The following is a 25433-nucleotide window of genomic DNA, read 5'->3' as shown; positions in this document are numbered from 1 at the left end:
CTTGCAAGCGCGTGATCAGGATTTGGCCGCGGTTTCGGTAATTTCGGCAGCTTCGATGACTTTGCCGACAGCCTTGCTCCGGCGAATGTTGCGCTGGATATCGACCACGCGGGCGCGGTCCTTCTGCAGTTCCTTGACGATTTCGTCGGGGGAGCGGCGGGTCTGCATCGCGTAGCTGTAGAGGAAGTTGCTCATGTCCTCTTCGGTGACTTCGACTTTTTCGGCGTCGGCAATGTCATCGAGAATGAGGTCGAGCTTCACCTTGCGGTTGGCTTCCTCGCTGGCGCTGGCAAAGAGTGCTTCGCGATTCTTCTCAAAATCCTCCTGGCTGGCGCCTTGTTGCATCTGGCGGCTCATGTAGTTGGAGAGAATCTGATTGGTCTCGGCGGCAACGATGCTCTCGGGAACCGGGAAATCGACCATGTCGGCCAATTTCTTGGTGGCTTCCTGGCGCAGTTGGTTTTGGCCGGCCTGCTCCTTCTGACCTTTGAGGGACTCGGTGGTCTGCTCGCGGAGTTGCTCGACGGTCTCGACGTTGAGGGTCTTGAGGAACTCTTCGTCCATTTCCGGGAGCTTGCGCTCGCGGACTTCGAGAACTTCGAGGTCGTAGGAAACGGTTTTGTCCTGAAGGAATTCAACTTCGTGGTCGTCGGCGAAGGTCGATTCCACGGTCTTGGTGTCCCCTTCCTTCATCCCTACGAGGGCGGCGGCGATTTCGCTGATGCCGGGGGCATCTTCAGCGCCAGCTTCTTCCCAAGTGCTCTTCTGCGTGCCGTACATCGGACGCTCGGACACTTGCTCGGCGATCTCTTCTCCGTCGATCTTTCCGACGTAGGAGCAGCGGACGTAATCGGTCTTCTCGGCAGCGCGTTCGACTTTGTTAAACTCAGCGCGTTGGGCGCGGGTCATTTCGATCGCTTGATCGATTTCTTCTTCCGTCACTTCGGCGGGCTCGCGCTCAAGGGCGAGGCCTTTGTATTCCGGAGTGGTGAAGGAGGGCTTGATGTCGACGACGAGCTTCATGACGGCTGGTTCTTCGCCGTCGAGCTTTGGATCGTCGACTTCGACGAGGTTCAAAATCTTCAGGTCGCCGTCCTTCTCCATTTTCTGGTAGCCGGCCTGCAGGACTTTGCGCTTCAGTTCTTCCTGAATGTCCTTGCCGTAGCGCTTGCGGAGCAGGTGCTCTGGAGCCTTGCCGGGGCGGAATCCGGGAATCTTGGCATGGCGGGTAAATTCGCCGAGAATGGTCTTCTCTTCCTTGGCGATATCCTCGGGCGCAAATGTGACGAGTACCTCGCGACGGGTCTCGGTGACTTCTTTGATCTCTATGTCCACAGTGGTTTCGGTCGTTTCTTAATTGGGAAAACCGAAAAGAAAAGAGGATGGCTCTCTCAGCGTCAAACATGAATGCAGGATTGGTTTTCGTGGGGGTGTAATCAGAAGGGCGGGGACTTCACTTCTCAATTGCAGCCATTTAGTGAGAAAACCGCGGAGGGCTTCAGGGGAGCGCGGTGCTTCCGACTCGCGTTTTCGGTGCGTTCTGTTGCTTACGCCTGCAGTCTGAAGCACTGCGTTCCCGGAAGGCCGAAGAACATGGGACCGGCTGGTTCCAAAACTCCACGCCTCTTCCAGGATGCTCCCTTGTTTGCAGCATATCCTTACACACAAATTCCTGGACTAACGTTTTCTGTAAAATCTCCGAGTTGCTCTGGAAGAGTGCGGCTAAAATGGAGCGCGGAATTCATTCCGCCCCGTCAGATTGGCTGCGCATGAAAAGTTTCCCTCAGAATCTAAGGCGAAAGGTCTGATTTGCATGCGGAGCCGAATAAATTCCTCGCTCCCATGTTCTTGCGTTTTCGAGACCGTCCAGAGCATTAGGCGTGTGTGTGAGGATATGGTTTGCAGAGGGGGAGGGGGAACCCGCTCCAGCTGGTGGAGGGGTTCTTTGGACATGAACGACTCCTTGAATGGAAGGCTATCCGGACGCTGTGTCGGGGCGGTCCTTTCTCGGGCCCGGGCGAACTTTCGGCGTTTCACCGCTTAGTCTTGCCGGGGTCTCGTAGAGTCCTATGTTGAACCGCATGTCCGAATCCAAGCGCTTCAAGGTCCAGTCGGAGATTGCTGGTGAGAAGGAATCCAGTCTCCGCCGCTACCAGGATCTGGTGATCGGCTCGCGGCGCTGGCGGGATCTTTTTCTTTATGAAATGGTCCAGTTGATGGCGTCGTGGGTTCCGGGGGCCTTAGGATTGGTCCTGCGCAAGAAGCTCTATCCATTTCTGCTGGGGGAGTGCGGCAGCGGAGTCGTCTTCGGCCGCGATGTGGTCCTACGTCATCCGGGTAAGATCAAGATCGGTTCCGGCGTGATCATTGACGATGGGGTGATGCTGGATGCGAAAGGGGATGAGCATTCGGGGATCGAGCTGGCCGACGGTGTTTTCATCGGAAGGGGTTCCATCCTTTCCTGCAAGGGCGGAACCATTCGTCTCGGCGCCCGCAGTAATATCGGTTTTCACTCCGAAGTCTTCTCCTCGAATAAGGTCGAGATCGGAGAGGATGTTATGATCGCGGCGTATGTTTATATCCTCGGAGGGGGGACTTATCGAACGGATCGGACGGATATTCCCATGAATCTCCAGTATGACTTTGAGGGCAAGGGGGGCGTGGTCATCGGTGATGATGTCTGGGTGGCTGCCCATGCGGTGGTCTTCGATGGCGTCCAGATTGGAGACGGTTCGGTGGTAGGAGCTTCGGCGGTCGTGAATCGGGATATTGCTCCTCGTAGCGTTTCGGTGGGCATTCCGGCGCGGGCGGTCGCCGAAAGATAGGATTTGCATTTTTTACAGGATATTGGTTTAGAACCTGCTCCGATCATTAACTCCGATCTCAAATCATGAAAGATTCTAGTGCTTCTTGTCTCGTTTCCGCTATTCTCGCAGTGGGAACTTTGATTGTTCCTCAGCTTAACGGTCAAGTTTCCGAAATTCCGCCTCCGGAACCGGAAGCTCCTATGAATGGAGACTTCTCGGCTGACGAGGTCGAAACGACCGCCAAAGTCGGCTCAGGCTCTGACGCCGATACGGTGACCGAGACCGATACGGTGATCCGAGACAGCGGAGGTTCGATGGTTGCGGAAGAAGAAACCGTGAAGGTGACTCCCGCTCCCAAAAAGAGGGAAAGAATTCCGGTCTCCAAAAAAGACTCTTTTTACGAGACCTATATTCATGACCGGTTGACGGTGGGAACCCGCATGCTCTGGTATTCTTTGACGGATACGGAGAGCGGCGATGAGTTCAGTGGATCCTTCATCGGTAGTTTAAACCGGACCACCGAAGATCAGGATCCGGCTCCCGTTTACTTTTATGCGGAGTATGCCCTTACTCCTTACTTCGGGTTTGGTTTATCCTACGACCAGTTCAAGGTGGTGACCCTTGACAGTGGAGGAGGGGATGGAACTTTCGATCTGAGCGGTCCCATCCTTTATGGGTTCGGACGTTTTGAGAACGGCAGTGCCTTCACTCCTTTCGCCGAAGTCGGGGTTGCCTTCTACAGCGCTGACTTTAACGCGAAGGATGATTGGACTTTCTCCGACGGCGGAAATACCGTCATCAATCGCTTCGATGCGGACAACTCCACCGGGTTCGTGATCGCGGGCGGGGTTGATTATCAGATTATCGAACACCTCTCGGTTAACCTGTATATCCGCTACGTCTCGGTCGATATTGACGTCGACTATTACTTCACGCCGGCCTCGAACACGACACCTTCGGGATCGGCTAAGTTCCCCGGCGACCACATTGCCTACGGCTTCGGTATTGCTTACACCTTCTAAGCTACGCGGAAGACGACTTCTTCAAGAGGCCTCTCACCATTGCGTGAGGGGCCTTTTTTTGCAGTTGTCCCCAGCGTTTTCGTCTCCAATGGTATTTCGATGAGCAGTGCTAACTCGCAAAGAATTCTTCTTCTCGGTGGTTCGGGATATGTCGGTAAGGCGTTTCAAGACTATCTGTCGGGGCGTGGTATCTCCTTTCGCAATGTTTCCCGGGCGGAGGTCGATTATTCGCAGAAAGATGCGTTAATCGGGCTTCTGGCTGAGGAGAAGCCCGCTTTTCTGATCAACGCCGCTGGATATACTGGCAAGCCGAACGTGGACGCTTGCGAGCTGCACAAGGCTGAAACTCTGCAGGGAAATGCTGTCCTGCCGGGAATCATTCGTGAGGCCTGTGAGGACCAGGGGGTGACTTGGGGCCATGTTTCTTCGGGTTGCATCTTCTCGGGCCGGCATCCTTCCGGTCGTGGATTCGATGAGGTCGACGAGCCCAATTTTTCTTTTCGCGACGGACCCTGCAGCTTCTATAGCGGAACGAAAGCACTCGGAGAGGAAGTCCTCGACGGGGCAGAGAATTGCTACATCTGGCGCCTGCGCATTCCTTTCGACGAAACGGTGAGCCCACGGAGTTACTTGGTCAAAGTCATGGCCTATGCCCGTCTGCTCGAGGCGGAGAACTCCATTTCCCACCTCGGGGAATACGTTCGTGCCTGTTTCGAGCTTTGGGAAAAGGGAGCAGAACCCGGGACCTATAATGTAACCCAACCTGGCTCGATCCTGACTTCGCAGGTCGTTCAATGGATCAAGGAAGAAGGGGAGCGCCGAAAGTCTCTGGGATTGGCCAACCCGTTCCCCGAAGAGTTCGATTTTTTCGAGTCCGAGGAAGAATTCATGAAGATCGCGGCCAAGACCCCGCGCTCGAATTGTGTCATGGAGACCGGAAAGATCCTCTCGGCCGGAATCGAGTTAACTTCAGCCGAGGAGGCCGTCAAACGCTCCCTCCGTGCGATCGAAGTTCCAGCCGGTCATCAGTTCCGCAAATAAGGCAGGGGCCGCACTCCTGCGGCTTTGGCCAAGTTTCTTACTGGCCCTTTAGCAAGAGCCGGATCCCTTCGGGGGTCTCTCCGACGAGCCAGGAGGCCGTGAGGTGATCTTCGGTGTCCAAGGTGACGAGGAATCGCCACTGCGGAGGAGCGGGGTAGCTGGCACTGAGCGTTTGAGTTTCCTCTGGAGATAGAGATTCGAAGCGTGTGCGGGCGATGGGCCATCGGGTTTCCTCGCTCAGGGCGCGGCGGACTTGACGCTCAACCGCTGGATCGTGGCCTTGGATTTCGATCAGATCGAGAATTCCTTCGACATCACCTGCTTCGTGAAGTTTTTCATAAGTTTCGCTGAATTCGGTGAGTTCGTGGGAGTCGGCGCTACAGCTATGCAGGAGTAAAGCGGCGAGGGTGGGGATGCCAATGAGGATTCCCAGCCAAAGTGGAGAGATTTTGGGTCGACTCACAGGACCTGAACGTCAAAGGGGCGGAAGATGTCTTTTCCTTCCGCACGAATTTGAACCCAGATGCGGAAATTTCCGCTGCGCGTCGGATGAAATAGGAATTCCATCTCAGCGGTTTCGCCAATCGTAGGGTCGACGGTGAGAGGGTGCATGTGGGCGTATCCAGAAAGTGAATCCTCGAATCCGACGAGGTGGGCGTAGGCATCCATTGTCTCTTCCAGGGGGAGTGCGCGACCTTTCTTTTCATTGGCCAATCGCAGGGTGAGTCGATGGTCGCTGTTGGGCCGGAGCGGTTGCTCAATCCCACTCAAATTGAATTGGATCGGCACTTCAGATTCGGTGGAGACGACTTGTGAGGGAGATACCTCAAAGGAGCCATCGGCGACCGAGATGAGTCGTGTCTGGAGGGGGACAAACTCGGCGAAGTAGCGGTATTCCTTGGAGCGGGGAACGAAGGTGACACGATAGTCTCCCGAATCGCCGAGAGGCTCGGGATGGAGGTGATGGTAGGAGTTGAGCGACTCGTCGATGAGCATGAAGTGAATACGACGGGTATGGGTCACGGCGAGTTGATGGGGCAGTAATGGGCTGCCGTCTGGGCCGAGAATGGAAAAGCGCATTGCGACCTCCTCGTTTTCCGTGGGCCGGATGGAATGAATCTTCAACTCGACTGGATACGGATTGGCTTCTACATCGACAAAGGGAACCGGGGCGACACTGCAGAGTTCGTCGTTTGACCCGAGAGAGTTCTCGACCGCTTCATAGTGGAGGAATTTGCACTCGGAGACGGGGATCGCCCGGAGGCCGAAGAAGAGGGCGGCAAAACCAATCGTGAGTCCCCCGATCATGCCCCATTTTTTGGTGGAGGTCTTCACTCGTTCATCTCCTCTAAGCGTTCGTAGATCGCATCGGCTGACCAGCGGCTTCCGTCTTGGCGGAGAACGATACGTCCGTGACTGTCGGTAAGTAGGGTCACGAGGTTGTGGACGATCGTGCCGTCCTCATCGAAGGTGCGAACCCCGACCAAGCGGAGCAGGGCCTCGATCGCCTCGGGATCTCCGGTCAGAAGTTCGAAGGAAGGAGTATTCATCCCCATGACCTCACCATATTGGTGGAGAACCCCCGGGGTGTCGTATTCGGGATCGAAAGAGACTGCAACAAAGCGGGCCTGATCCCAACCCGCCTTCGCTGCTCGATCACCAAGTTCGGAGAGTCGGGCAGCGGTCGCGGGACACATGTTTGGATCGCCACAGCGTGTGAAGAGAAAGGTGAGGACGGTCGGGCTCTTGCGCAGATGAGAAGAGTAGACGGGCTCGCCTCTTTGGTTATAGAGAGCGAAATCGGGAAGATAGTCGCCTCGGACTAAGCTATCGTTTCGCCCAAGAGTGGCTGCGTTGCGGATGAGAGAGCGATTCACGCCAGCCATCGCGTTGGCCAGAATTTGATTATCGGGCCAGATGTGGGTCAAACGCATCGTTTTTCCGCTTTCAGTGAGATCGCCAACGATTTCTTGATTCTCATATCCGATGGCTGCGTCCCCAGAGCCGACTTCGAGCGGACCCAGGGTTTTTCCAGATTCCAGAGTGAGGGAGACCTGTTGTTTCGCTGGTTCGCTTTCGGTAATGGTGCCGCGGATTTCACGACCACTCGCAGACGTAAGAAAGAGGAGTAGGATGGGGAGGGTAAGGCCAGTCCAAGACATGCGCTCAAGTTGGCACAGGAAATTTTGTTACGCAAGAGATACTCCGATTTACAAAAAGAGTAGAAGAAACGGGGCTGATTGAAGTTGTGTAAAAATTATTTAAAATAAATTGACCCTTTGTCCCGGATTGTTAAAAAGAGGTAAATTGATTGTCGGTATCTTCGATCATTTCTCTCTCTCCTTTCTCTTTTTCTTTTCCGGGTTCGTTAAATAGTGAAATCACCCCGAGCATTTCTCCCTGTCATAAGTTCGATCATCGTGGTTGGGATTTTTGTCGCGGTCTTGGATCGCAGCGCAGAGTCGAGGGCTGAGGAGTTAGTGGCGGTCGAAGTAGCCGGACGCCTTGATTCCTTGGTGCGGGAGATTCGGAATTTTCAGGAAGATACAATTTTGAATACTGTTGAGCCGGGAAAAGGGCACGAGCGGGAGCTTCTCTCACAGTATGTGAGAAGTTTTCGCGAGATCTATGGTGCGTCGAACGTATGGCTTTATACTCGAGACGGTGACGAAACCTTACGTGCGGTCTCCTCATGGGGAAATGAATCGGCGGGCTCGATTTCCATCGATGAGCGATCCATCCAGTGCTCGGAGGTTGTGTTCCAAAATGGGCAGCCTTACACGCTCCTGGGAGGGGCTGGAGGAGGCGAAGTCGCCACGAGTGCACCGGTATTTTCGCGGGAAGGCGAAGGAGTTGAGGTTGTGGCATCAGCGACCTTTCCGCTTGCCCAATGGAATGTCTTATTTGCGGAGGACCGATCTCATTTATTTTGGATGGGGGCCGGGTCCGTTGCCTTGATTATAGGGATGGGAGTCCTCTTTTGGATTCGATCAGAGAGGGAGACACGGAGGAATGGTCTTCTTTGGAATTGCCTTGAGCCTTTGGCTCTGGGAGTTGCGGGTTTGGTGCTTACCGGATTCTTCTCTTGGAACTATCAGCATCGTCTTCGAGTCGAGGCGCAGGAGGTTTTTTTAGAGAAGTCATTTCGGGAGGGATATTTTCTTTTCCAGACTTTGCACACGCTGGAAGAGCATGAGATTCCTCTTTTGGCGGCCCTTTTTGCCAATGCAGAAAAGGGAGGGGATCGAGAGGTTCTCCAAGCCGCCTGCGAAGAAGCCTTCGAGCACTCGGGCGTGGTGGCAATACGAGTCTTTTCAGAAGAGGAAACCGAAGAGCACGAGGCATTTTCTTTTACAAGAGACTCTTTGCCAAAAGGGGAGCCTTGGAAGAGTTTAGGGAACCGGGCAGGACCTGAGAGGAATAAGGCAATTCTCGCGGCAAAGAATTCCGGCGAAGCGGTCGTGTGGTGGCCTGCTTCCGATGGGCCGGGAGAGAGTGAAGATTCAGGGTTCGTCATTTTTGTCTCCCTGCTGAATGACCCAGGAGAAAGTCCGACCTCTCAGAGATTGATGGCGCTTCGTTTGGATCTTGGTGTGCTGGCGGAGGAAGTTTCCTCCTTTTCTCTAACCCTCAATCGTTGGTTTTTCGAAGGTGCGGAGGCGGATTCCGGAGATATTCCCGTGGGGCAACTCGCCTCTTATTCCGCATCGATTGAAGACTTGGTTATACCAGGATTTTTCTTTGGAAGCCCTCTTTACCTGCAGCTTCGGGCAGTCGAAAGCGAAGGGACCTTGTGGAAAACCGAGGTCGCGAAGTCTGCCGCTGTTGGAGGAGGTGTCTCCTTGCTCGTAGCCTCGTTTCTCGTTTCGCTGGTGCGGCGCAAGCATCTCAGAATTACTCATAGCGATTTCGAAGCGCCCGGAGGGAAGAAGGGCTTCGACTTGGATGCGTTGACCTGCAAGGTGACGAGGACGGGCGGCTGGGGAATCGATCCAGATACGCGCAATCTGGTCTGGACTCCCGAAGTTCGCGAGATTTTTGGGGTCCCTGCTGATTTTGAATCGAGTCTCTGGCGTATGCCTCTCTTCTTTCCGTCCCGAGAGTCGCGGAGGGCTCTTTTCGATTCCCTTCAGAAAGCGGTTTTAAGTGGAGAAAACTTTACGGAGGACTTGGAAATTCGGACACTTTCCGGAGATCGGCATCGGGTCGTCATTTCGGGATATGCAGAACCACGGGAGGACACAGGGTTCTGGGTCTTTGGATCGGTTCAACTGGCGGATCGAGAGCATCAATTGCAGTTGGAGTTGCAGCAAAAGACTCGTTCGCTGGAGGCCGCTCTTTTCGCCCAGAATCGAGTTCTTGCTAATATGGGGACACAGCTTCGGATTCCGATGAATGTATTGATTGGGATGACCGAAGTTCTCTCCCGGAAGAGTTTGTCTGAGGAGGAAACAGGTTGGGTGCGATCGGTTTCGGAAATTGGTGAGATGTTCCTTTCGGCTTCCGACGACTTGGTGGAGATATCCGAGATGCGATCCGGAAATTTGATCCGGAAACCTGTGGACTTCCGGCTTTCAAAACTAGTGCGCGAATTGAGCGAGTCTTTTCTCCCCCGGATGGAGGAGAAGGGATTGGTTTTCCGGGTCCATACAGCGCCTAACGTTCCGGATCTCCTTTTTGGGGAGCGAATCCATCTGCGGAAAATTTTGGCGAACCTTATCGAGAATGCTTTGCGCTACACGGAAAAGGGGGCGGTCGACCTCCGGTTCTCGGTCGATCGTAGAGACGGCAAGAATTTGACTCTTCTGTGTGAAGTGGAAGACACCGGAATGGGGATTTCTCCGGAGAATGTGAAAGAGATCTTTGATCCTTTCGTTTGCCTGAGTTCGGATGAATCTGCGGGAGAGTCTGGATTGGGATTGGGGCTCACGGTTTGCCGGGCCATGGTCGATTGGCTCGGAGGAGATATCGGTGTGGAGAGCGTTTCCGGCGAGGGATCGCATTTCTGGGTTTCGGCCCCTCTCAAAACTTGCGGAGAAGAGGTCAAAGTCGATGACAAGGGTTGGGCGGATGTGAAACTGAAGGGCCAGAAGGTTCTCGTGGCCGAGGACAATCCAATCAATCAGGAGGTTATCGAGATGATCCTTAAAAAGGCGAATCTCTCCTATCAAACGGTTCGCAATGGCCAGATTGTCCTCGAGCTCCTGCCTAAGGAACCATATGACCTTATCCTCATGGATGTTCGGATGCCAGTCATGGATGGAATCGAAACGACGCTGCGCATTCGGAGTGGAGAAGCAGGTGAGGCATTTCGGGATATTCCCATCATTGGAGTGACGGCAAATGCTATGAAGCATCAGATTCGCGAATGTGTCGAAGCTGGCATGAACGAGGTTTTGGCCAAACCGTTCTCAGTTGAGGTTCTCGTCGACTTGGTCCGTCGCTATCTCGACGGGCGTACCCTCGAAGAGAGTTTTTGATTCGGCGGATCCTTGGAAATGGGAAGTGTTGAGCGCAGACCCGTTTGCAGAGCGATCGTCGGATCGCGGAAAAGTCGATTCAAGGTAGCACAGGCTGCCAGCCTGTGGCGTTTCCCGTGAGCGGCCCCCGCAGCTGAGGCGGTTGACGGGCCTCGGGGAATCGGAAATTTAGATCCGGAGTCCGATGGAGACTGCGCCGAGCCATCCGTCTCCGTCGCCTTCTACTCGACGGTATCCACCGAGCGAGAGGACAAAGGAAGAGAGACTTCCTTGAAGCTCGACCCCCATGTAGGTGACGTTTCTATCGGCACCAATTGGTTCGAACCAGGTCCGGAGAACACTGGCCTTAACGCCGAAACCGAGACCATCGCCGATCGAGTCCATCCCGATCATCACTTTCCCTCCACCGATGCCGACTTCTCCTTCCAGCACAGGACGCAGGGGAATGCTTCCGACCTCGACCTTGTCGCTGAGATAGAGCCCGGCGTTTCCACTTAAAATCAGGGGGCTCGAGAGATTTACTCCGACGAATGTCTCTCCGCGAGCTGCGGTGAAAGGGGCCAAGGCGGCGATGAAAAGGACTAGGGCTAGAGAGCGAAAGCGATTGTTCATGGGATGATCCCGTCGAAATGGGAACCAAGAGTCAAGGCCGGGAAGCTTCCGGCCATCCTTTTATAGATTTTCTAAACTCTTTAATGCTGGGCCTGTGAAGCGTCGGATGATTTGTCGGCCAATTGATCTTTCGCAAGTCGGGCGACATCCGAAAGGGGTAGGTGTAAGCGGAGCTGGATAAGCGCGTGATCCACCGCTCCGGGGACGGTTGCAGTTCGGTCGAGGTATTTTTTTAGATGCTCCTCGCACTCCTTTCTCCGTTTTAAGTACTCGTTTCCGGAATCTTCGTTAACTTGGTGTGTGGCCGGGAGGTCGGTTTCGTCTGATTGAGGAGAGTTGCCTACTGGGTTAATATTGGCACTTTCAAAGAGTTCGATAATCTTCTGTACGTGACGACCCGGTTCTCTGCCATTTTCGAGCTGGCTTAAATAATCACGGCTGATGCCCAGGCGTTTGGCAAATTTTTCCTGAGAGATCCCGTAGGAATTGCGAAGTTTGCGTACTCTATCGGCGAAATTTTGCACCTTGCTCCAATTTTATGTTGACTGAGTTAATGTTTTGGCCTGTTTATGGAGTAAGCAGTTAAGACGTAGGGACTGTCCCGCACAAGAGAAATGGGATATTCCAAATGGGGAATTCAATATTTCACAGAATAGCTTAGGTTACCTTGATTCTTTTAGACCAATTTCAGCAGGGCTACGCAGCGCGGCATGTACGTGCTGCTTGTTGGCAGCAGCCGCTTGGGTCTCGGAGAAGAGGTCGCTTCATCCCATGAAATTCGTCGATCATCAGATTTGTTTTCTGGTCGAATGCGCCCTTGAAGGCGTGGAGGATCGATCTGCCGAAGAAAGAATCGTTCTGTATGAAGGAGTAGCAAAAATCCATCCGGATCCCAAGATATCCCAAAAAGCGTTGGAATGCGCTCGGGCGATTCGGGAAGCAGAATGTTCGCAAATACAATTCCTCAAGGATTGTGAATCGGTGGTTCGGAACGGTGGTTAGGATCTCAAATGGTCTCGATCTTTCTCCCTCCTCAGGTGGCAAAAAAATGCAGGTATGGCTGTTTCTCCTCTCATTTTCCTACAGCGATGGCGTTGGTCTTACATTCTCTCAATGATTGAGCGTTCCCTGTTGCCGAGCTGGTTGAGCATTCTCAATTTTCGCATGAAAGGTAGCCTGCCAATTTCGGAGAAGGTTCGGCGGTATATTCTCATGGGATTGTCCATCCCGATGTCGATTGGCGGGTTCGTATTTCTCGTTTACAATTTGTTTGCCAGAAACGATGTGCTGCTGCCGCTCAATCTCCTGTTGATGACTGGCGGATTGAGTGGGATCATTTTGGGGGCCTTCCAACTGCATCGGACGGCCTTGGGTATAATTTTGATGGTGGCGATGATCGCCTTCGCTTCGTCGGCCATTCGTTTCAACAATGGTGCCGAGAATTTCTTAATCATGGGGATCATCGCGTCGATGCTCATGTTCGACAATCGACTGGTGCGTTGGTCTATCGCGGTAATTGACGGAATTTTTCTGAATGCAGCGAAGTTGATCCTTCTCGGGAGTCCGGGCTCGGATGATCTCGCCATCTCGCCACTCTACTATTCCGTCAGCCTTTGGGTTTTTCTTTTGGGGACGATCGCCTTTCTCGAGGTCTTTCGGGTCGTGAATCAAAAATCTCGTTTGCAGATGGAGAAGGAGCACAAAAGCTTGGAACAGCAAGCTGAAGAGCTGACGCTCGCCAACGAATCGAAAGAGAGCTTGTTTGCTATTCTTGGCCATGATCTTCGGGGGCCAGTTGGAAATGTGCGATCCTTTCTGGAATTCCTGCAATCGGACGATCTCTCTCAAGAGGATCGCCGGAAACTGCAAGATGAGTTGATTCAGGAGGTTGGAAATCTGGAGGTTTTACTCGACAATCTTCTGGGGTGGGCTTCGACCCAGTTGCAGCAGTTGGTTCCGTATCCTGTGGACTATCGGTTGTGCGATCAGGTTGGAGAGGTGTTACAGGTGCAGTATGAATCAGCCTCGCGGAAGAATATTCGTCTAATCAATGATGTCGATTCTACGCATTGGGTGTGCGCAGATCGGGCTCAAATCCAGACGGTCTTGCGGAATCTGGTGTCGAATGGGATTAAGTTCACTCCTCAGGAAGGGGAGGTGCGGGTGTCCTCCAAGGATCGAGGAGATATGATCCTGATCATGGTGGTGGACAGCGGGATTGGAATTTCCGCGGAGAGGATTGTCACCTTGCGCAGCGGCAATATTCAGAAACCGTCTCGAGGCACGAACCGGGAGAAAGGTTTCGGGATCGGACTCAGGATCTGTGATCAATTTATTTCAGCCAACGGGGCACGATTGTCGATCGACTCAACGGATGGTGAGGGGAGTCAATTCTACTTTTCTCTGCGGAAAGGTAGGACTGATGAGTCAAATCGTGCCGATGGGGATCTGGACTTGGACGGTAGAGCTTTGAGCGCGGAATAGAATCTTCAATGTCAGTTGAAACTGTCCGGGCTTTGGCTTGTTTGCTTCTATGTCTCGCCAATCTCTTTCACTCATTTTCATTTCAATTTTGCTGGCTTTGCCGATTTCTGGTCTCTGGGCGAAGGATTCCATCTTATTGGTGGTGACGAATCACTCCGAGCTGGGAGATACCGGTAAAGAAACGGGGTATTTTCTCTCCGAAGTTGCCCATCCTTGGAAGGTTTTCCGTGATGCGGGCTATGAGGTGGTGTTCGGGAGTCCGGAGGGAGGTTTTGCGCCGATGGACCCCAAGAGTTTTGATCTGGAGGATTCGGTAAACCTTGAATTCTGGCAAAACCTTGATGCCGTCGAGGGCCTCGCTACGACTCTCTCTTTGGAAGAAGTCGATCCGGATGAATTTGCTGCTGTCTTTTTCGCCGGAGGTCATGGGGCAATGTGGGATTTTCCGGAAGATTCCGATCTCCAGGAAACGGCGGTCTCCATTTACGAAAGCGGTGGCGCGGTCGGGGCGGTATGTCATGGTCCTGCGGCGTTGGTCAATATTCAGCTCTCTGATGGATCTTACCTGGTTGAAGGGAAGAAGGTCGGGGGCTTTACCAATTCAGAGGAAGAGGCTGTTGGATTGACCGACACGGTTCCGTTTCTTCTCGAGAGCCGTCTCGAAGAACGCGGAGGCGATTTTGTCGCTGGTGCGGATTTTCAGGAGCAGGTCGTGACGGATGAACGCCTGGTAACAGGTCAAAATCCGGCTTCGGCCGAAGCGGCCGCTGAGGCGATTGTGAAGATTCTTCAAGGATCGAAGTAGAGAGACATTTTTAGCATCGATTCATCTCCGGGGCGTTTCAAAAGGAACGTTCTCGGAGATTTTTTATTTTTGAGTCAGGGGGCGGAATTGACCGCCGCCTTTATTGGGTTGGAATCACGGCTCCGATAGGATCAACTTCCGGAATCATTCGATGAATTCTAATTCGCTTTTACCGGCCTGGCTCAAATTTCTCGACTTTCGGGCCGAGGACCATCTGCCGATCGCAGAGAAGATCCGCCGGTACATTACTTTCGGGCTCTCCGTGTCGATGGCGATCGGAGGATTATTCTTCACGGTGTACAATTCTCTGATCGGGAGTGATTTTCTCGTTCCCCAAAATAGGCTTCTTTTTATGGGAGGGGTGTTTGGGGTAGTCCTGACTTTGATTCAAATGTACCGGGTCTCCTTTGCCGTGATTTCGGCTTCGGCCATGGTCTCGTTTTTTGTCTCGTCAGTTCTTTTCGATAATGGCGCGGAGAACTTCTTGGTCACCGGAATCGTGGCCACCATGTTCATGTTCGACAATCGGCTCACTCGCTGGTCGATCTCTGTCGCCGAGGGAGCCTTCTTTATCTATGCGAAGTATCTTCTGTATGAGAGCTGCGGAATGAGTAATTCGGGCGTCTCATTTTTACACCATGCGACCAATCTTGTTCTTTTTCTCCTCGGACTGGTCGCTTTCCTCGAGGTTTTCCGTGTCGTGAATCGCAACTATCGGCAGCTCCTCGAGGAACAGCATGGACAGTTGGAGAAACAGCATAAGCAGTTGGAGGAGCAAGCGACCCAGATGGCGGAAGCCAATGATTCCAAGGAGCGGCTTTTTGCGATCCTCGGCCATGATCTGCGAGGTCCGGTCGGTAATGTTCGGTCTGTGCTGGATCTGTTAAGGGCGGGGGAGTTGACCCAGAAGGAAAGTGAAGAATTCTTGGAAGAGTTGGGTCAAGAGGTTGGAAATCTGGAAGGGCTGCTGGAGAACCTTCTGGGATGGGCGTCTACCCAGTTGCAGCGAATCGAGCCGTATCCCGTCGATTATTCTATTCGGAATCAAGTGGAGGAGGTTTTTCGGATCCAAACCGAAGCGGCGGGTCGAAAGAAGATTCAATTGGTGAACGATGCCGACGAGAAACACTGGGTGCGGGCAGATCAGGCCCAGATTCAGACGGCACTCAGGAATTTGGTCTCGAACGGAATCAAATTTACTCCGGGAGGTGGAGAGGTTCGGATCCATACCGAGCTACGGGGAGGAAAGGTTCTCATCGTTGTATCCGATAGCGGGGTGGGGATTTCCGAAGAGTCGATTCGCGCTATGCGGCGGGGCCAAATCCAGAAGCCGAGACGGGGAACTCACCAGGAAAAGGGCTTCGGAATCGGGCTGCGAATTTGTGACGAATTCATCTCCGCGAATGGAGATCGTCTCTCTATCTCTGCAGAGGAAGGAAAGGGGAGCGTCTTCTATTTTTCTCTGCCGCTAGGTCATTTGACTGAATAGCTCCGGTGGCGGTGTGGCCCCTCAGGAATAGCGCGATTCATTGAATTCGGTTGATGGGTGGGCTTATTGCAGGCATCCTGTAACCGTGTCATTAGACAAAAAAGAAGGTAAGCGCCGTTTCGCTCTGTCGATCTTGTGCGGGATGATATGTTTGATCGTTCTCTGGGTTGGAATCTACTCCTACATACGCTGGTCAAAGGAGATTTGGGAAAAGGATGAGAGAAGCCGAATCGGGGAGGTTTTGGTTTCCTTGAGGTCGAGCTTGGAGAATCAGCTCTACGCAAGGATTTACTACACCAAGAGCGTTGCCGCCTATGTTTCCCTCCATCCAGAAATTGAAGACGATGAATTTCACAATCTCGCCGCAGAACTGGTGGGGACGGATGAGGTCATCAATACCATGTCATTAGCTTCCGATGGGGTGATTACCGCAATCCATCCCACCGAAGGTCACGAAGCGGCGATCGGCTTGAACCTTTTGGATCACCCGGAGCGCCGCCGCATCGTCGAACAAACGATTCGTACCGGGAAGACCTATGTCGCCGGACCTGTCGAGTTAGTGGAAGGCGGGATCGCCTTCATCAGTTACACTCCGATTTTCGACAAGACGACCGACGGCCCGTGGGAATTTTGGGGAATGACCGATATTGTCATTCTGGAGAGTGAGCTCTTCGCTGCCGCTGGGCTGAGTGAAACGGAGGACAATGCCAGAATTGCTCTCAGAGGCTATGACGGAAAAGGGGAGGCGGGAGCTGTCTTTTTCGGGGATCCGGCAGTTTTTGACAATAATCCCGTCAAGGTCGCGATTCAACTGCCCGATGGTGAATGGATCCTCGGAGGATACCCCGTCGGTGGTTGGTCGGGATACTTGGACCAAGACCGGACCATGCTGATTCTCATGGTGGGGAGTTCGGCGATTATCGCGGTCCTGATAAGCTTTCTGGCTGGAGCGATCATGAAGTTGCGAACCTCTCGTGAACAGTTGAGGGAGCTGGATGAAGACAAAAATCGGCTGCTTTCCGTGATTGCTCATGATTTGCGTTCTCCGATTTCGGGAGTCTCTTCCCTTTCTCACGAGTTACTCGAGCCGGGCGATTCTCCATTGTCGGAAGATCAGCGGGAGATACTGGAGATGATTCACCAGAGCTCCAATGAAAGCCTTTTCCTTCTGGAAAATCTGCTGAACTGGGTCCGTTCCCGTGAGCATGGGAGGATGACGCACGCCGAGGAGGTTGACCTCGGCCTCTTGTGTGAGGATGTGAGATCGTCTTTCCAGCCCGCTTTGCGGAGTAAATCTCTCGTGGTTCACAATAAGGTTCCCGAGGGAACAAAAACCTTCTTTGACCGACGGATTCTCGAGACGGTCCTCCGCAATCTGACCTCGAATGCCATCAAGTATTCACCGAAAGGGTCTATGATCTTGATTGGCGTGGGAGAGGAAACCGACGAGACCATGGAGATCTTTGTGCGGGATGAGGGCGCAGGTATGAGCCCGCAGCGGATACGGGAAATACTGACCGCTGGCAGAAATCGAGCTTCCTTGCCGGTGGGGCGCGAGAAAGGATCGGGAATCGGGATTCTCATTTGCCGGGACCTTCTCCGCCGCGGTGGTCAGGAGATGCGGATCGAGAGTGAGGAAAAGAAAGGGACGACGGTCTGGTTCTCTCTGCCGAAACATTCTCCCTCGGGCGAGGAATGATCGCCCGCGTTGGGGCGAGAGATCGCTTCGAGGTTTGTCGTTGGCCCTGATTTTTGCGGTGAATCTTCCTCTTTGACCCGATCCGGGAATTTCCGGGGTTGAGTTTGGGCCGGGGTGGGGATTCCCTAGAGGTTTTCGATGAAAAAGTTCTACATAACCACCGCTATTGACTACGCCAACGGCATGCCCCACCTCGGGCATGCGTATGAGAAGGTTCTGACTGACGTCATTGCCCGGAGTCGTCGAATGGTCGGCGAGGACGTGTATTTCCTAACCGGCATGGACGAGCATGGGCAGAAGGTCCAACAATCTGCGCAGCGTCAGGGGATCCAGCCTATCGAATTCACGAACGGGATTGCCGAGCATTTTCTTGGTCTCTGCAAAGACCTGAATATCTCCAACGACGACTTTATTCGGACCACCGAAGAGCGCCACCGAAAGGTCGTGCAAGAGCTTCTGCAGCGCCTCTACGACGCAGGCGAGATCTATGAGGCTGAGTATGTTGGTTTTTACAGCACCCGCGCCGAACAGTTCGTTCTCGAAAAGGATAAGATCGACGGTGAGTGGCCTGAAGAATTTGGCGAAGTTCAGGAAATTAAGGAGCGCAATTACTATTTCCGTCAGAGCCGCTATCAGGAATGGTTGATTCAGTTTTTGCGGGACAATCCGGATTTCATTTATCCCCGTTACCGCCTGAAGCAGGTTCAGGAATTTCTCAAGGAACCTCTGAACGATCTCTGCATTTCGCGTCCGATCGAGCGACTCTCTTGGGGGATTCCACTTCCGTTCGATGAGAAATTTGTCACCTACGTGTGGTTTGATGCATTGGTGAACTACATATCGGCCGTGGGGTATGGCACGCCTAAGTTTGATGAAGTTTGGCCCGCGGACTATCACGTCATCGGCAAGGACATCATGCTTCCTCCGCACTCGGTTTATTGGCCGATCATGCTGCACGCTTGTGGAATTGAGTTGCCGAAGCACCTTCTTGTTCATGGCTGGTGGACACTCTCAGGTGCGAAAATGTCCAAGAGCACGGGCAAGGTCGTCAATCCTCTGGAGATGGTGGATCAGTTCGGCGCCGATTCGTTCCGCTACTTCGTCATGCGGGAGATGACTGTCGGCCAAGACAGCGATTTCTCCGAAGATCTATTCCTGAACCGCTACAATGGTGAGCTCGGGAATGACTTGGGCAATCTCCTGAGCCGTCTCCTCAACATGGGAGGTCGCTATGCCGGCGGACAGGTGCCGGCCGCAACGATTTCCGAGGAGCCCGAAGAAATCTTAAAGAAGAGCTGGATCGATTGTTGGGGGAAGGCCCGCGAAGCGTTCGACGGTTTCCTCTTCCACATCGCACTCGAAGAGATTTTCAACTTCATCAAATCGATCAATCGTTATGCTGAGGTCAGAGCTCCTTGGAAGTTGGCCAAGTCGGAGGATCCGGCCGATCGTGTCATTCTCGAAACCTCACTGGCGTTAATGGCTGAAGGCTTGCGTTTGGCTGCAGGAGCCCTGCGTCCGGTGATGCCGGAAATCTGCGAACGGATTTTCGATCTCGTTGGCGCGCAACCCGTCGAGCTTTGGGATGATTCGATGGAGTGGGGCTCTTCCCTGGAAGGAGCGTCTCTTGGGGAGAAGACGATTCTTTTCCCCCGTCCGGAACGCTGAGCGCTTAGGAATCGTCCTTCGTGGCCGCAGAGGGAATTGCACTCGCGGGCACATTGGTCGCCGGAGCCGCTGCATTGGAAGGCTCTGGGTCTTGGCTGCCCTCATCCGAAGGCTTCGCCGGAGCCGGACTCGGTGTGGGAAGAATCGCTTGAGGATTTTCGGAGAGCATTTCTGCATCGCGGGCTAGATTGGCGGCAAAATCGACTTCTTCGGAAAAGCTCTTCGCTGCTTTCTGGAACTCGTCCTCGTTTCCGTCCAGAAGGGATTGGAAGACGAGACCAAGGCTACGGAAGGCGTTGTAGAAGACTGGATTGACCCTGGGCAGTATGCTCTCAATGTCGCGGAGTCGGTTGGTGATGGATTGCTTGATCGTCGCATTTTTCCGAAGGTCCCACAACTCGACCGAGGTGGTGATGAGTGGAACGCCGTTTTCGATCAGTTCGAACCGGTCGAGAATGAGTAGTTGTTTGGCGCTTCGGGTGATGGGAAGCACGATTCCGTTCTCCCGGTGAACAATGTCTTGGAATCCAATCACCCACCATCCTTCAATTCCGCCAGGGAAGGTGCCGATCTCCTCGTCCAGCTGCAGCAGAACTTCCAGTGGTGAACGTCCGGCGACGATGCTGTCGAAGTAGTTGCGGATCGCTTTTTCTTTGCCCAGTTGACGGGTGACAAGTTGTAGAAACCAGTAGGAGGCAATGCGCTCGGAGGGTGTCAATTGATCGAGGTCGGTCTTGTTGACCATCTCCTCCAGCGAAACCATCTCGGATTCTTTTCCGAGCTCTTTAAGATATTCTTCCAAAGCCGGGCGGATGCCGACCTGTACCTCAAGATTTGCACCAGCGATCAGCCAGGCAGGAACTTGCTCGGCTCGCTGTCGGTCGGATAGGGTGTACACGAGCTGCCGGAGGTATGCCTCTGTCAGCACTTGGGTGAAGAGGGAGGCGGAGAGATTTTCGTTCCAGGCAATGGCGAGGCCGTAGTCTCCCGCGATGTCTTGATACAGCATGTAGGATTGGCCCTCCAGATTTCCGGATCCATCGGGGGCCAGTTTTACGGTGATGATTGGGATTCGTTCCAGCGGCGGGGTCAAGAGTCCGTCGCAGACTTCCAGAACTTGGCGCCCGATCTTGCGGGCGATCTGCAGAGAGCCTTGGTCGGCCGCTACGAACTCAAAAGTACCGGCGCGGCCTTCGAAGATTTGGGGCTTGTCGTCTGACTGGGGAGTTTGGCCAACATCTAGGGATTTTTGAGCCCAGCTGGCAGAGATTCCCAGCGTGAGCAGGGAAACGAGGGATGCGGAAATCCATTTCATCGGTCGAGGGAAACTGGAGTGGAGCCGGATTACCGGGGTTGGAGAGTCATGGTGTCGTTCTCAATCGAGATCGACTTTATCTGTGACCAGGCCGTGACGATCGGAGAGTCGCTGGACATCTCTTGTACGGATGTGGCGAGCCGCGAGACAAAGAGCTTCGCGAGAAAAGGAGGAATGCGGGCTGAGTTGATCCAAGCTTCTCCAACCGAATAGTGAGGGCCTTCTCCACCATTAGTGAAGTCGCCTTGGGCAATCAGAAATCCTTCGGCTTCCATACCGAAAAAAAGCACCTCAAAGGGGATGATCATTTGGAGGTCGCTGTCCGAGATGGCGAAGTTGGGAGTGTCGGGCAGCAGGGCGTAGGAAGGTGTCTCGTTCTGCTGGGATTGTTGCTTTCCCAATGTGAAATTTAAATATTGGCTGGCGATCTGGTTGAGCTCCCCCTCGCGTAGCCTGATACTTTGGTTGCTCGTCAAACTATTCTGGGCGGATTGCATGAGTTGCTGCCACCCTCCCGAGGAGCTCGTGCTGCCGAAGCGGAATCTCTCTGTGAGAGGATCCTTTTCGCTTTCTAAGGCTGAGCGGGAGCGGACTAAATCGGGAGTTCTGCGGACCTCGTAGGTGAAGCCGAGGATGACTCCGAGGATTGCGGCGGCGGCGGCTCCGATAAGGACGCCAGTGAGGGTAGCTTCTTTATTCTTACTTGTCCGAACCATTCGAATCAAAATCCTGTGAGGATCGGCGGCGAAAGGCAACCGTTTGCTTGCGGGGACAAAGCGAAGTTCGGGAAGTCTCAAACCTGCCTGATCTTATACCGAATTTAGTAAGTTTTGATCCTTATGGTGCAGCGTAGAATCGAAGCAGCGCAAGGCGCAGGGATCGGATTCGTATCGAGATACGCTCCGATCCCTGCAACGCCGCGACCTTCGATTCTGGGGCATCCCCCTGGGACGGGCGGGAAATGAGCCTGAGCAGCGTTAGCCCAAATGGCACGGGTCGCAGACCCGCCTCCAATTGGGCCGCCTCGCTCAGACTCATTTCCCATCCCGCCATAACTATCAAAACTTCCTAAATTCGGTATTTAACCCTTCGCCCGGTTCTCCTCGCGTAAATCCTCATCAGGCTGAGTGATCCCTTTTTGAGGAATGGGGCATGAGGTTCCAGATGGTTCAGCCCATCTGGACCGTATCTGAGCCGGCTCGATTTTTGATCGTGGTGCGCGTAGATTCTGTCTGCGGCGGAAGAAACCGAAACAAAAGAGGGGAAGTGCCAGAGCACTTCCCCTCTCGGAATCGAAAAGGATCGATCGAACGACTAGTTCGCCACGGGAATCGTCAAAACCGGAGTCTGACCTTGGGCATCGCCAGTGCGGAGCGCGAACATTTGCGATAGAAGCATAAAGGTGGCCTTACTCAGAAGGTCATCATCCTTGATGTAGAACCAAGTCCCCCGGTAGCGCACCGCGGTGGATGCGTTGTCGGGCTCACTGTTGGAGCTTTCGACACGGAAGAGGCCGTCCAGCGGCTCATTCCAATCGAAGACGGTCCCATCGTCGTAAAGAGTCTTCGTGACTTTGCCGGATTCAACATCCTTTTCGGGTACGTTGACGCCCTGGGAAAGGAAGAAGAGAACCCCGAGAAGAGAGCGGGTGTTGATCTCGATCAAGTCCCCATTGGAACTCGGGACTGCCGCTGCACCCGGTCTGACCCGGTAGACGTCGAGTTCCGGATCGAGCGAGAGGAGTTCGCGCAAACGATCGGCATCTTCATTGCTGCCTGGGGCGGGAAGAAAAATAACGGGTTCGTAACCGTTCTCGGACTGCACTTCCCCCATTTGAATCGCGTTGTGTCGTTGGAGCTGAAAGAGCGTATCGGCCACCTCACGGAATTCCTTGAACTGGGGCAGAATCTCCGGCGTCGGACCTGAGGCACCCATCGCATTGTTCATGCCATTGGTGCGTTGAATGACCATGCGGGAAACGGTGTCCATACTCCAACCGGAATTTGTCAGGAGAGAAATGTCTTCAAAAGTAATCCGGCCGAGAAGACGGTTGAAAAAATCATCTCCCTGGAGAGGTGTATAGGAAATGGTCGGGCGTTCCGCAAAGCTGATGCCAGTGTTCCCGGAAAGTGCATCCGGGGCGCTGCCCGAGAGAGGAAAGGTGCCAGCCACCCCGAGGCTGCTGTTCAGATCAAGTTGGGAGGTAATGGAAGAGGCTTCGAAAAAGTATGGAGCGTCGCGGTAGCGGAGGCGGACGATGTTGAGGAGCAACTGCTCCTCGCCTACCTTTTGCATGGCGACATTGTATCCGTTCGCAGTCCCCCGGTAAGTCGATGGAGAGATCGTGGCGCACCCACTTAGTAATAGGGTGAGTATTGCCGGAAGAAGGAAGAGGAGATTGGGTTTCGGTGTTTTCATAAAAATCGGTTACTATAAATGGAGAGCGTAAAGGCGAGGATTTATTCCCTCTTTCATAGCGGGGATGGGGCGGTCGGATGTCTCCAAATATTGAATTCTTTCGGGAACGCTTCGTTTCCCTTTGCAATCAAGGTTACGATTCTGTTGAAAGGAGGCTGTGTCAGCAGTTACGGAAGAAATGGTTCGCAGCGCGTTGTCAAAGGTGCCCTATCCAGGGTTCACCAGAGATATCGTTTCCTTTGGTATTGTGAAAGCCGTCGAGGTCTCTGGCGGGGATGTTTCCGTATCCCTTGCTCTGACCAGTTCAGATCCGGCGGTAGCCCCAGCGCTGAAGAAAGAAGCGGAAGCGGCGATTTCTGCGATCGATGGCGTCACAAAAGCCGAGGTGATGGTCGCTGTGAAGTCGAAGAAAAATCCGCAGGAGGAAGAGCAGTCTGCCCCTGAGGAAAGTCCGATGCAAAAAGTGCGGATTGCTATTGCTGTCGCCAGCGGCAAGGGCGGAGTCGGTAAATCGACGTTTACCGCGAACCTCGCTTGCGCAATGGACCGCATCTTGCGGGAAGAGGGCAAGCCCTCATCGGTCGGAATCATGGATTGCGATATTTACGGCCCCTCCATTCCGTTGATGATGGGGGTCAACCGTCGCCCGGAAGTGGTGGACGGGATGATCCAGCCGTTGGAAAATTTTGGGGTTCGGGTCATGTCTATGGGTTTTCTCGTCGAAGAGGATATTCCCGTCATCTGGCGTGGACCGATGGTGATGAAGACGATTCAGCAGTTCGCCAGCAATGTGGATTGGGGGGAGCTCGAGATCCTTTTTATCGATTTGCCGCCGGGAACCGGAGATGCCCAGCTCTCGCTCGTCCAGACCGTGCCGCTTGAAGGTGCTGTCGTCGTTACGACTCCCCAGTTGGCCGCGGTTAATGTCGCCCGTCGAGGGGCGATGATGTTTGATAAGGTCAGTGTCCCGCTGGTGGGAGTTGCCGAGAACATGAGCTACCTGCTGGATGAAAAGTCGGGAGATCGTCAATATCTCTTCGGCGAAGGGGGCGGGGCTCGTACCGCTGAATTTCTCCAAACCGATTTACTGGGCCAAGTTCCACTCGATCCCCGGATTCGGGAAGGCTGTGATCATGGCGTGCCCATTGTCGTCAGTGATCCTGATCTCGAATGTTCCCAAGTGTTCCGCCAAATCGCTCAGAAGATTTGGGATAAGTTCAAATTGACAAAGAATGATCAATCGAATTAGCCTTTCTGTATAGGTGGTAATGAGATCGCCGAAAAAATCCTCAGAGAAAAAACCCGTGGCCGACTTCGCTGGGCAATCAAGTCTCTATAAAGAATTCCTCGCTGAGAGGGAAGAGATCTTGCGCCATAAATGGATCGAGTCCGAGAAGCAGGGCACTGATATTGGGTTTGAGAAAGCGCTGCTCGATTGGATTCGCAAGCATCGCGAACAGTGGCGCTCGGCTCGTCGCGAGACGAAGAGCAATTCATTAAAGTAATTCGTAGGTAGGCTTCGGTAGGTGAGGCCTTTTTTTGTGCCCGCGGATTTTAAATGCGATCCTGCGTAGGCAGTCGTTCTTTCTCGGTTTTAATCTGTAGTTTACTATATTCTATTGACAGAATATTCTATAGGTGGAATATTGCGTGAATGGATGTCGTTCGTGTCTATAAGTGTCTATGTGATGTGCAGCGGCTGCGTATCCTGAATTTGTTGCGGGAGGGGCCGCTCTGCGTTTGCCACCTCATGGAGATTCTCGAAGCCGATCAGGTAAAGATGTCGAAGCAGCTGCAGTATATGAAGAAGCTGGGGATGCTGGAGGTGGAGAGAGTTGCTCAGTGGAGGATTTATCGCATTGCGACTCCGACGAATCCGCTGGTGGAGGAGAATCTACGGTGTCTTCAGGATTGTGGCCCCGAGGATCTGCGGTTTGCCGAAGATCTTCGAAAGCGCAAAGAGGTATTGGCGAGGAGCGATGAGGGCGTGGTTTCTGCCTGCTGCGCCAGTTGTTCTGAATAAGTTCTCTCAAAAACGAAAAATCATGGAAAAGTTAAAGATTCTCTTTCTCTGCACGGGGAATAGTGCGCGCAGCATCATGGGGGAGTATATCCTTCGGAAAAAGGCATCTTCCCGTTTTGAAACCTACAGTGCGGGTGCAGCTCCCAAGGATGGTCCTCATCCGTTGACCCTGAAGGTGCTGAGAGAGCGGTTCCTAATCGACGCTTCGGATGCGCGGAGCAAGTCGTTGGATGAATTCAAGAACGTCCAGTTCGACTTTGTCATCACTGTGTGTGATAACGCTCGGGAGAGCTGCCCTGTTTGGCCGGGGCAGCCCATCCTTGCTCACTGGGGCTCGCCGGATCCGGCTGAATCGAATTCGGAGTCCGTGTTCATCGCAGTGGCGACCGAGATCGCCCGCCGAATCGATCTCTTTCTCAACCTGCCCCTGAGTAAGCTCGACCAACTCCGGGCTTCGATTGAGGAGGAGACCCGCAAAATCGGGGAAATGACGTTGGCGGAGCAACCTTGTCCTTCTCAAACCCAAAGTATCTAAGAAAAACCAAATCAAAGAATGAGTGCTGAAAAGAA

The 25433-nt window shown here is 53.5% G+C and carries 23 protein-coding genes; 13 read left to right on the top strand and 10 right to left on the bottom strand.

The features are described 5' to 3' along the window. Positions 1-15 precede the first annotated feature (15 nt). On the bottom strand, positions 16-1335 hold the full coding sequence (tig, locus tag H5P30_RS19825; protein ID WP_185694656.1) for a trigger factor: 1320 nt from the start codon (positions 1333-1335) through the stop codon (positions 16-18). Between the two features lie 746 nt (positions 1336-2081). Between tig and H5P30_RS19820 the strand changes: the two genes are divergently transcribed. The 3 genes from H5P30_RS19820 (at position 2082) to H5P30_RS19810 (ending at position 4870) form a co-directional block, all read left to right on the top strand. Further along, positions 2082-2825 (top strand): acyltransferase, encoded by a 744-nt coding sequence (locus H5P30_RS19820; protein ID WP_185694655.1) that lies wholly within the window; start codon positions 2082-2084, stop codon positions 2823-2825. Between the two features lie 65 nt (positions 2826-2890). Continuing rightward, complete coding sequence (locus H5P30_RS19815) at positions 2891-3829, top strand: porin family protein (RefSeq protein ID WP_185694654.1); 939 nt, start codon at positions 2891-2893, stop codon at positions 3827-3829. Between the two features lie 99 nt (positions 3830-3928). Continuing rightward, positions 3929-4870: a sugar nucleotide-binding protein gene (locus H5P30_RS19810; protein ID WP_185694653.1), complete on the top strand. Its 942-nt coding sequence runs from the start codon at positions 3929-3931 to the stop codon at positions 4868-4870. Positions 4871-4907: 37 nt separating this feature from the next. On the opposite strand, the gene H5P30_RS19805 is transcribed toward H5P30_RS19810, so the two are convergent. Genes H5P30_RS19805 through H5P30_RS19795 form a run of 3 tightly spaced genes read right to left on the bottom strand, consistent with a single transcriptional unit; the run spans position 4908 to position 7032 of the window. Further along, entirely contained in the window at positions 4908-5333 is a 426-nt protein-coding gene (locus H5P30_RS19805) for a hypothetical protein (RefSeq protein ID WP_185694652.1), read from the bottom strand. Next, positions 5330-6205 (bottom strand): hypothetical protein, encoded by an 876-nt coding sequence (locus H5P30_RS19800; RefSeq protein WP_185694651.1) that lies wholly within the window; start codon positions 6203-6205, stop codon positions 5330-5332. Before H5P30_RS19800 ends, H5P30_RS19805 begins: the two co-directional genes overlap by 4 nt. After that, entirely contained in the window at positions 6202-7032 is an 831-nt protein-coding gene (locus tag H5P30_RS19795; protein ID WP_185694650.1) for an SCO family protein, read from the bottom strand. Before H5P30_RS19795 ends, H5P30_RS19800 begins: the two co-directional genes overlap by 4 nt. Before the next feature lie 213 nt (positions 7033-7245). On the opposite strand from H5P30_RS19795, the gene H5P30_RS22580 reads away from it, so the two are divergent. Continuing rightward, the gene (locus tag H5P30_RS22580; protein WP_185694649.1) at positions 7246-10350 is read left to right on the top strand and encodes a response regulator; all 3105 of its coding nucleotides are present in this window, start codon (positions 7246-7248) and stop codon (positions 10348-10350) included. A gap of 168 nt (positions 10351-10518) precedes the next feature. Here H5P30_RS22580 and H5P30_RS19785 read toward each other — a convergent pair whose 3' ends face one another. Together H5P30_RS19785 and H5P30_RS19780 are read right to left on the bottom strand one after the other, a co-directional pair. Next, positions 10519-10962, bottom strand: a complete 444-nt coding sequence (locus tag H5P30_RS19785) for a hypothetical protein (RefSeq protein ID WP_185694648.1) — start codon at positions 10960-10962, stop codon at positions 10519-10521. Positions 10963-11042: 80 nt separating this feature from the next. Further along, positions 11043-11486 carry a helix-turn-helix domain-containing protein gene (locus tag H5P30_RS19780; protein WP_185694647.1) on the bottom strand — a complete coding sequence of 148 codons (444 nt, stop codon included), beginning with the start codon at positions 11484-11486 and terminating at the stop codon, positions 11043-11045. Positions 11487-12018: 532 nt separating this feature from the next. On the opposite strand from H5P30_RS19780, the gene H5P30_RS19775 reads away from it, so the two are divergent. The 5 genes from H5P30_RS19775 to metG all read left to right on the top strand — a co-directional run bounded on the left by H5P30_RS19775 (position 12019) and on the right by metG (position 19107). Then, positions 12019-13446: a sensor histidine kinase gene (locus H5P30_RS19775; protein ID WP_185694646.1), complete on the top strand. Its 1428-nt coding sequence runs from the start codon at positions 12019-12021 to the stop codon at positions 13444-13446. Positions 13447-13543: 97 nt separating this feature from the next. Further along, a complete protein-coding gene (locus H5P30_RS19770; protein ID WP_221774419.1) occupies positions 13544-14251 on the top strand; it encodes a type 1 glutamine amidotransferase domain-containing protein in 708 nt (235 codons plus the stop codon). Positions 14252-14402: 151 nt separating this feature from the next. Further along, entirely contained in the window at positions 14403-15740 is a 1338-nt protein-coding gene (locus tag H5P30_RS19765) for a sensor histidine kinase (protein WP_185694644.1), read from the top strand. A gap of 85 nt (positions 15741-15825) precedes the next feature. Further along, positions 15826-17439, top strand: coding sequence for an ATP-binding protein (locus H5P30_RS19760; RefSeq protein WP_185694643.1), 1614 nt, complete (start codon positions 15826-15828; stop codon positions 17437-17439). Positions 17440-17577: 138 nt separating this feature from the next. Beyond that, positions 17578-19107, top strand: coding sequence for a methionine--tRNA ligase (gene metG, locus H5P30_RS19755; protein ID WP_185694642.1), 1530 nt, complete (start codon positions 17578-17580; stop codon positions 19105-19107). Between the two features lie 4 nt (positions 19108-19111). On the opposite strand, the gene H5P30_RS19750 is transcribed toward metG, so the two are convergent. From H5P30_RS19750 to H5P30_RS19735, 4 genes are all read right to left on the bottom strand, one after another. Then, a complete protein-coding gene (locus tag H5P30_RS19750) occupies positions 19112-20422 on the bottom strand; it encodes a hypothetical protein (RefSeq protein WP_185694641.1) in 1311 nt (436 codons plus the stop codon). Positions 20423-20451: 29 nt separating this feature from the next. Next, positions 20452-21138 carry a hypothetical protein gene (locus H5P30_RS19745; RefSeq protein ID WP_185694640.1) on the bottom strand — a complete coding sequence of 229 codons (687 nt, stop codon included), beginning with the start codon at positions 21136-21138 and terminating at the stop codon, positions 20452-20454. A gap of 121 nt (positions 21139-21259) precedes the next feature. Further along, positions 21260-21475, bottom strand: a complete 216-nt coding sequence (locus H5P30_RS19740; protein ID WP_185692507.1) for a hypothetical protein — start codon at positions 21473-21475, stop codon at positions 21260-21262. Positions 21476-21736: 261 nt separating this feature from the next. Beyond that, positions 21737-22840 carry a hypothetical protein gene (locus tag H5P30_RS19735; RefSeq protein ID WP_185694639.1) on the bottom strand — a complete coding sequence of 368 codons (1104 nt, stop codon included), beginning with the start codon at positions 22838-22840 and terminating at the stop codon, positions 21737-21739. A gap of 157 nt (positions 22841-22997) precedes the next feature. Between H5P30_RS19735 and H5P30_RS19730 the strand changes: the two genes are divergently transcribed. From H5P30_RS19730 to H5P30_RS19715, 4 genes are all read left to right on the top strand, one after another. Beyond that, positions 22998-24089: an Mrp/NBP35 family ATP-binding protein gene (locus H5P30_RS19730; protein WP_343075456.1), complete on the top strand. Its 1092-nt coding sequence runs from the start codon at positions 22998-23000 to the stop codon at positions 24087-24089. Positions 24090-24108: 19 nt separating this feature from the next. Then, positions 24109-24345 (top strand): hypothetical protein, encoded by a 237-nt coding sequence (locus tag H5P30_RS19725; protein ID WP_185694638.1) that lies wholly within the window; start codon positions 24109-24111, stop codon positions 24343-24345. A gap of 149 nt (positions 24346-24494) precedes the next feature. Then, complete coding sequence (locus H5P30_RS19720; protein WP_185694637.1) at positions 24495-24863, top strand: ArsR/SmtB family transcription factor; 369 nt, start codon at positions 24495-24497, stop codon at positions 24861-24863. Positions 24864-24885: 22 nt separating this feature from the next. Beyond that, positions 24886-25398: an arsenate reductase ArsC gene (locus H5P30_RS19715; protein WP_185694636.1), complete on the top strand. Its 513-nt coding sequence runs from the start codon at positions 24886-24888 to the stop codon at positions 25396-25398. The last annotated feature ends 35 nt before the right edge of the window (positions 25399-25433 follow it).

This window comes from Puniceicoccus vermicola, assembly GCF_014230055.1.
GTDB classification, from domain to species: Bacteria; Verrucomicrobiota; Verrucomicrobiia; order Opitutales; family Puniceicoccaceae; genus Puniceicoccus; species Puniceicoccus vermicola.
This window is presented reverse-complemented; position numbering and strand designations above follow the sequence as displayed.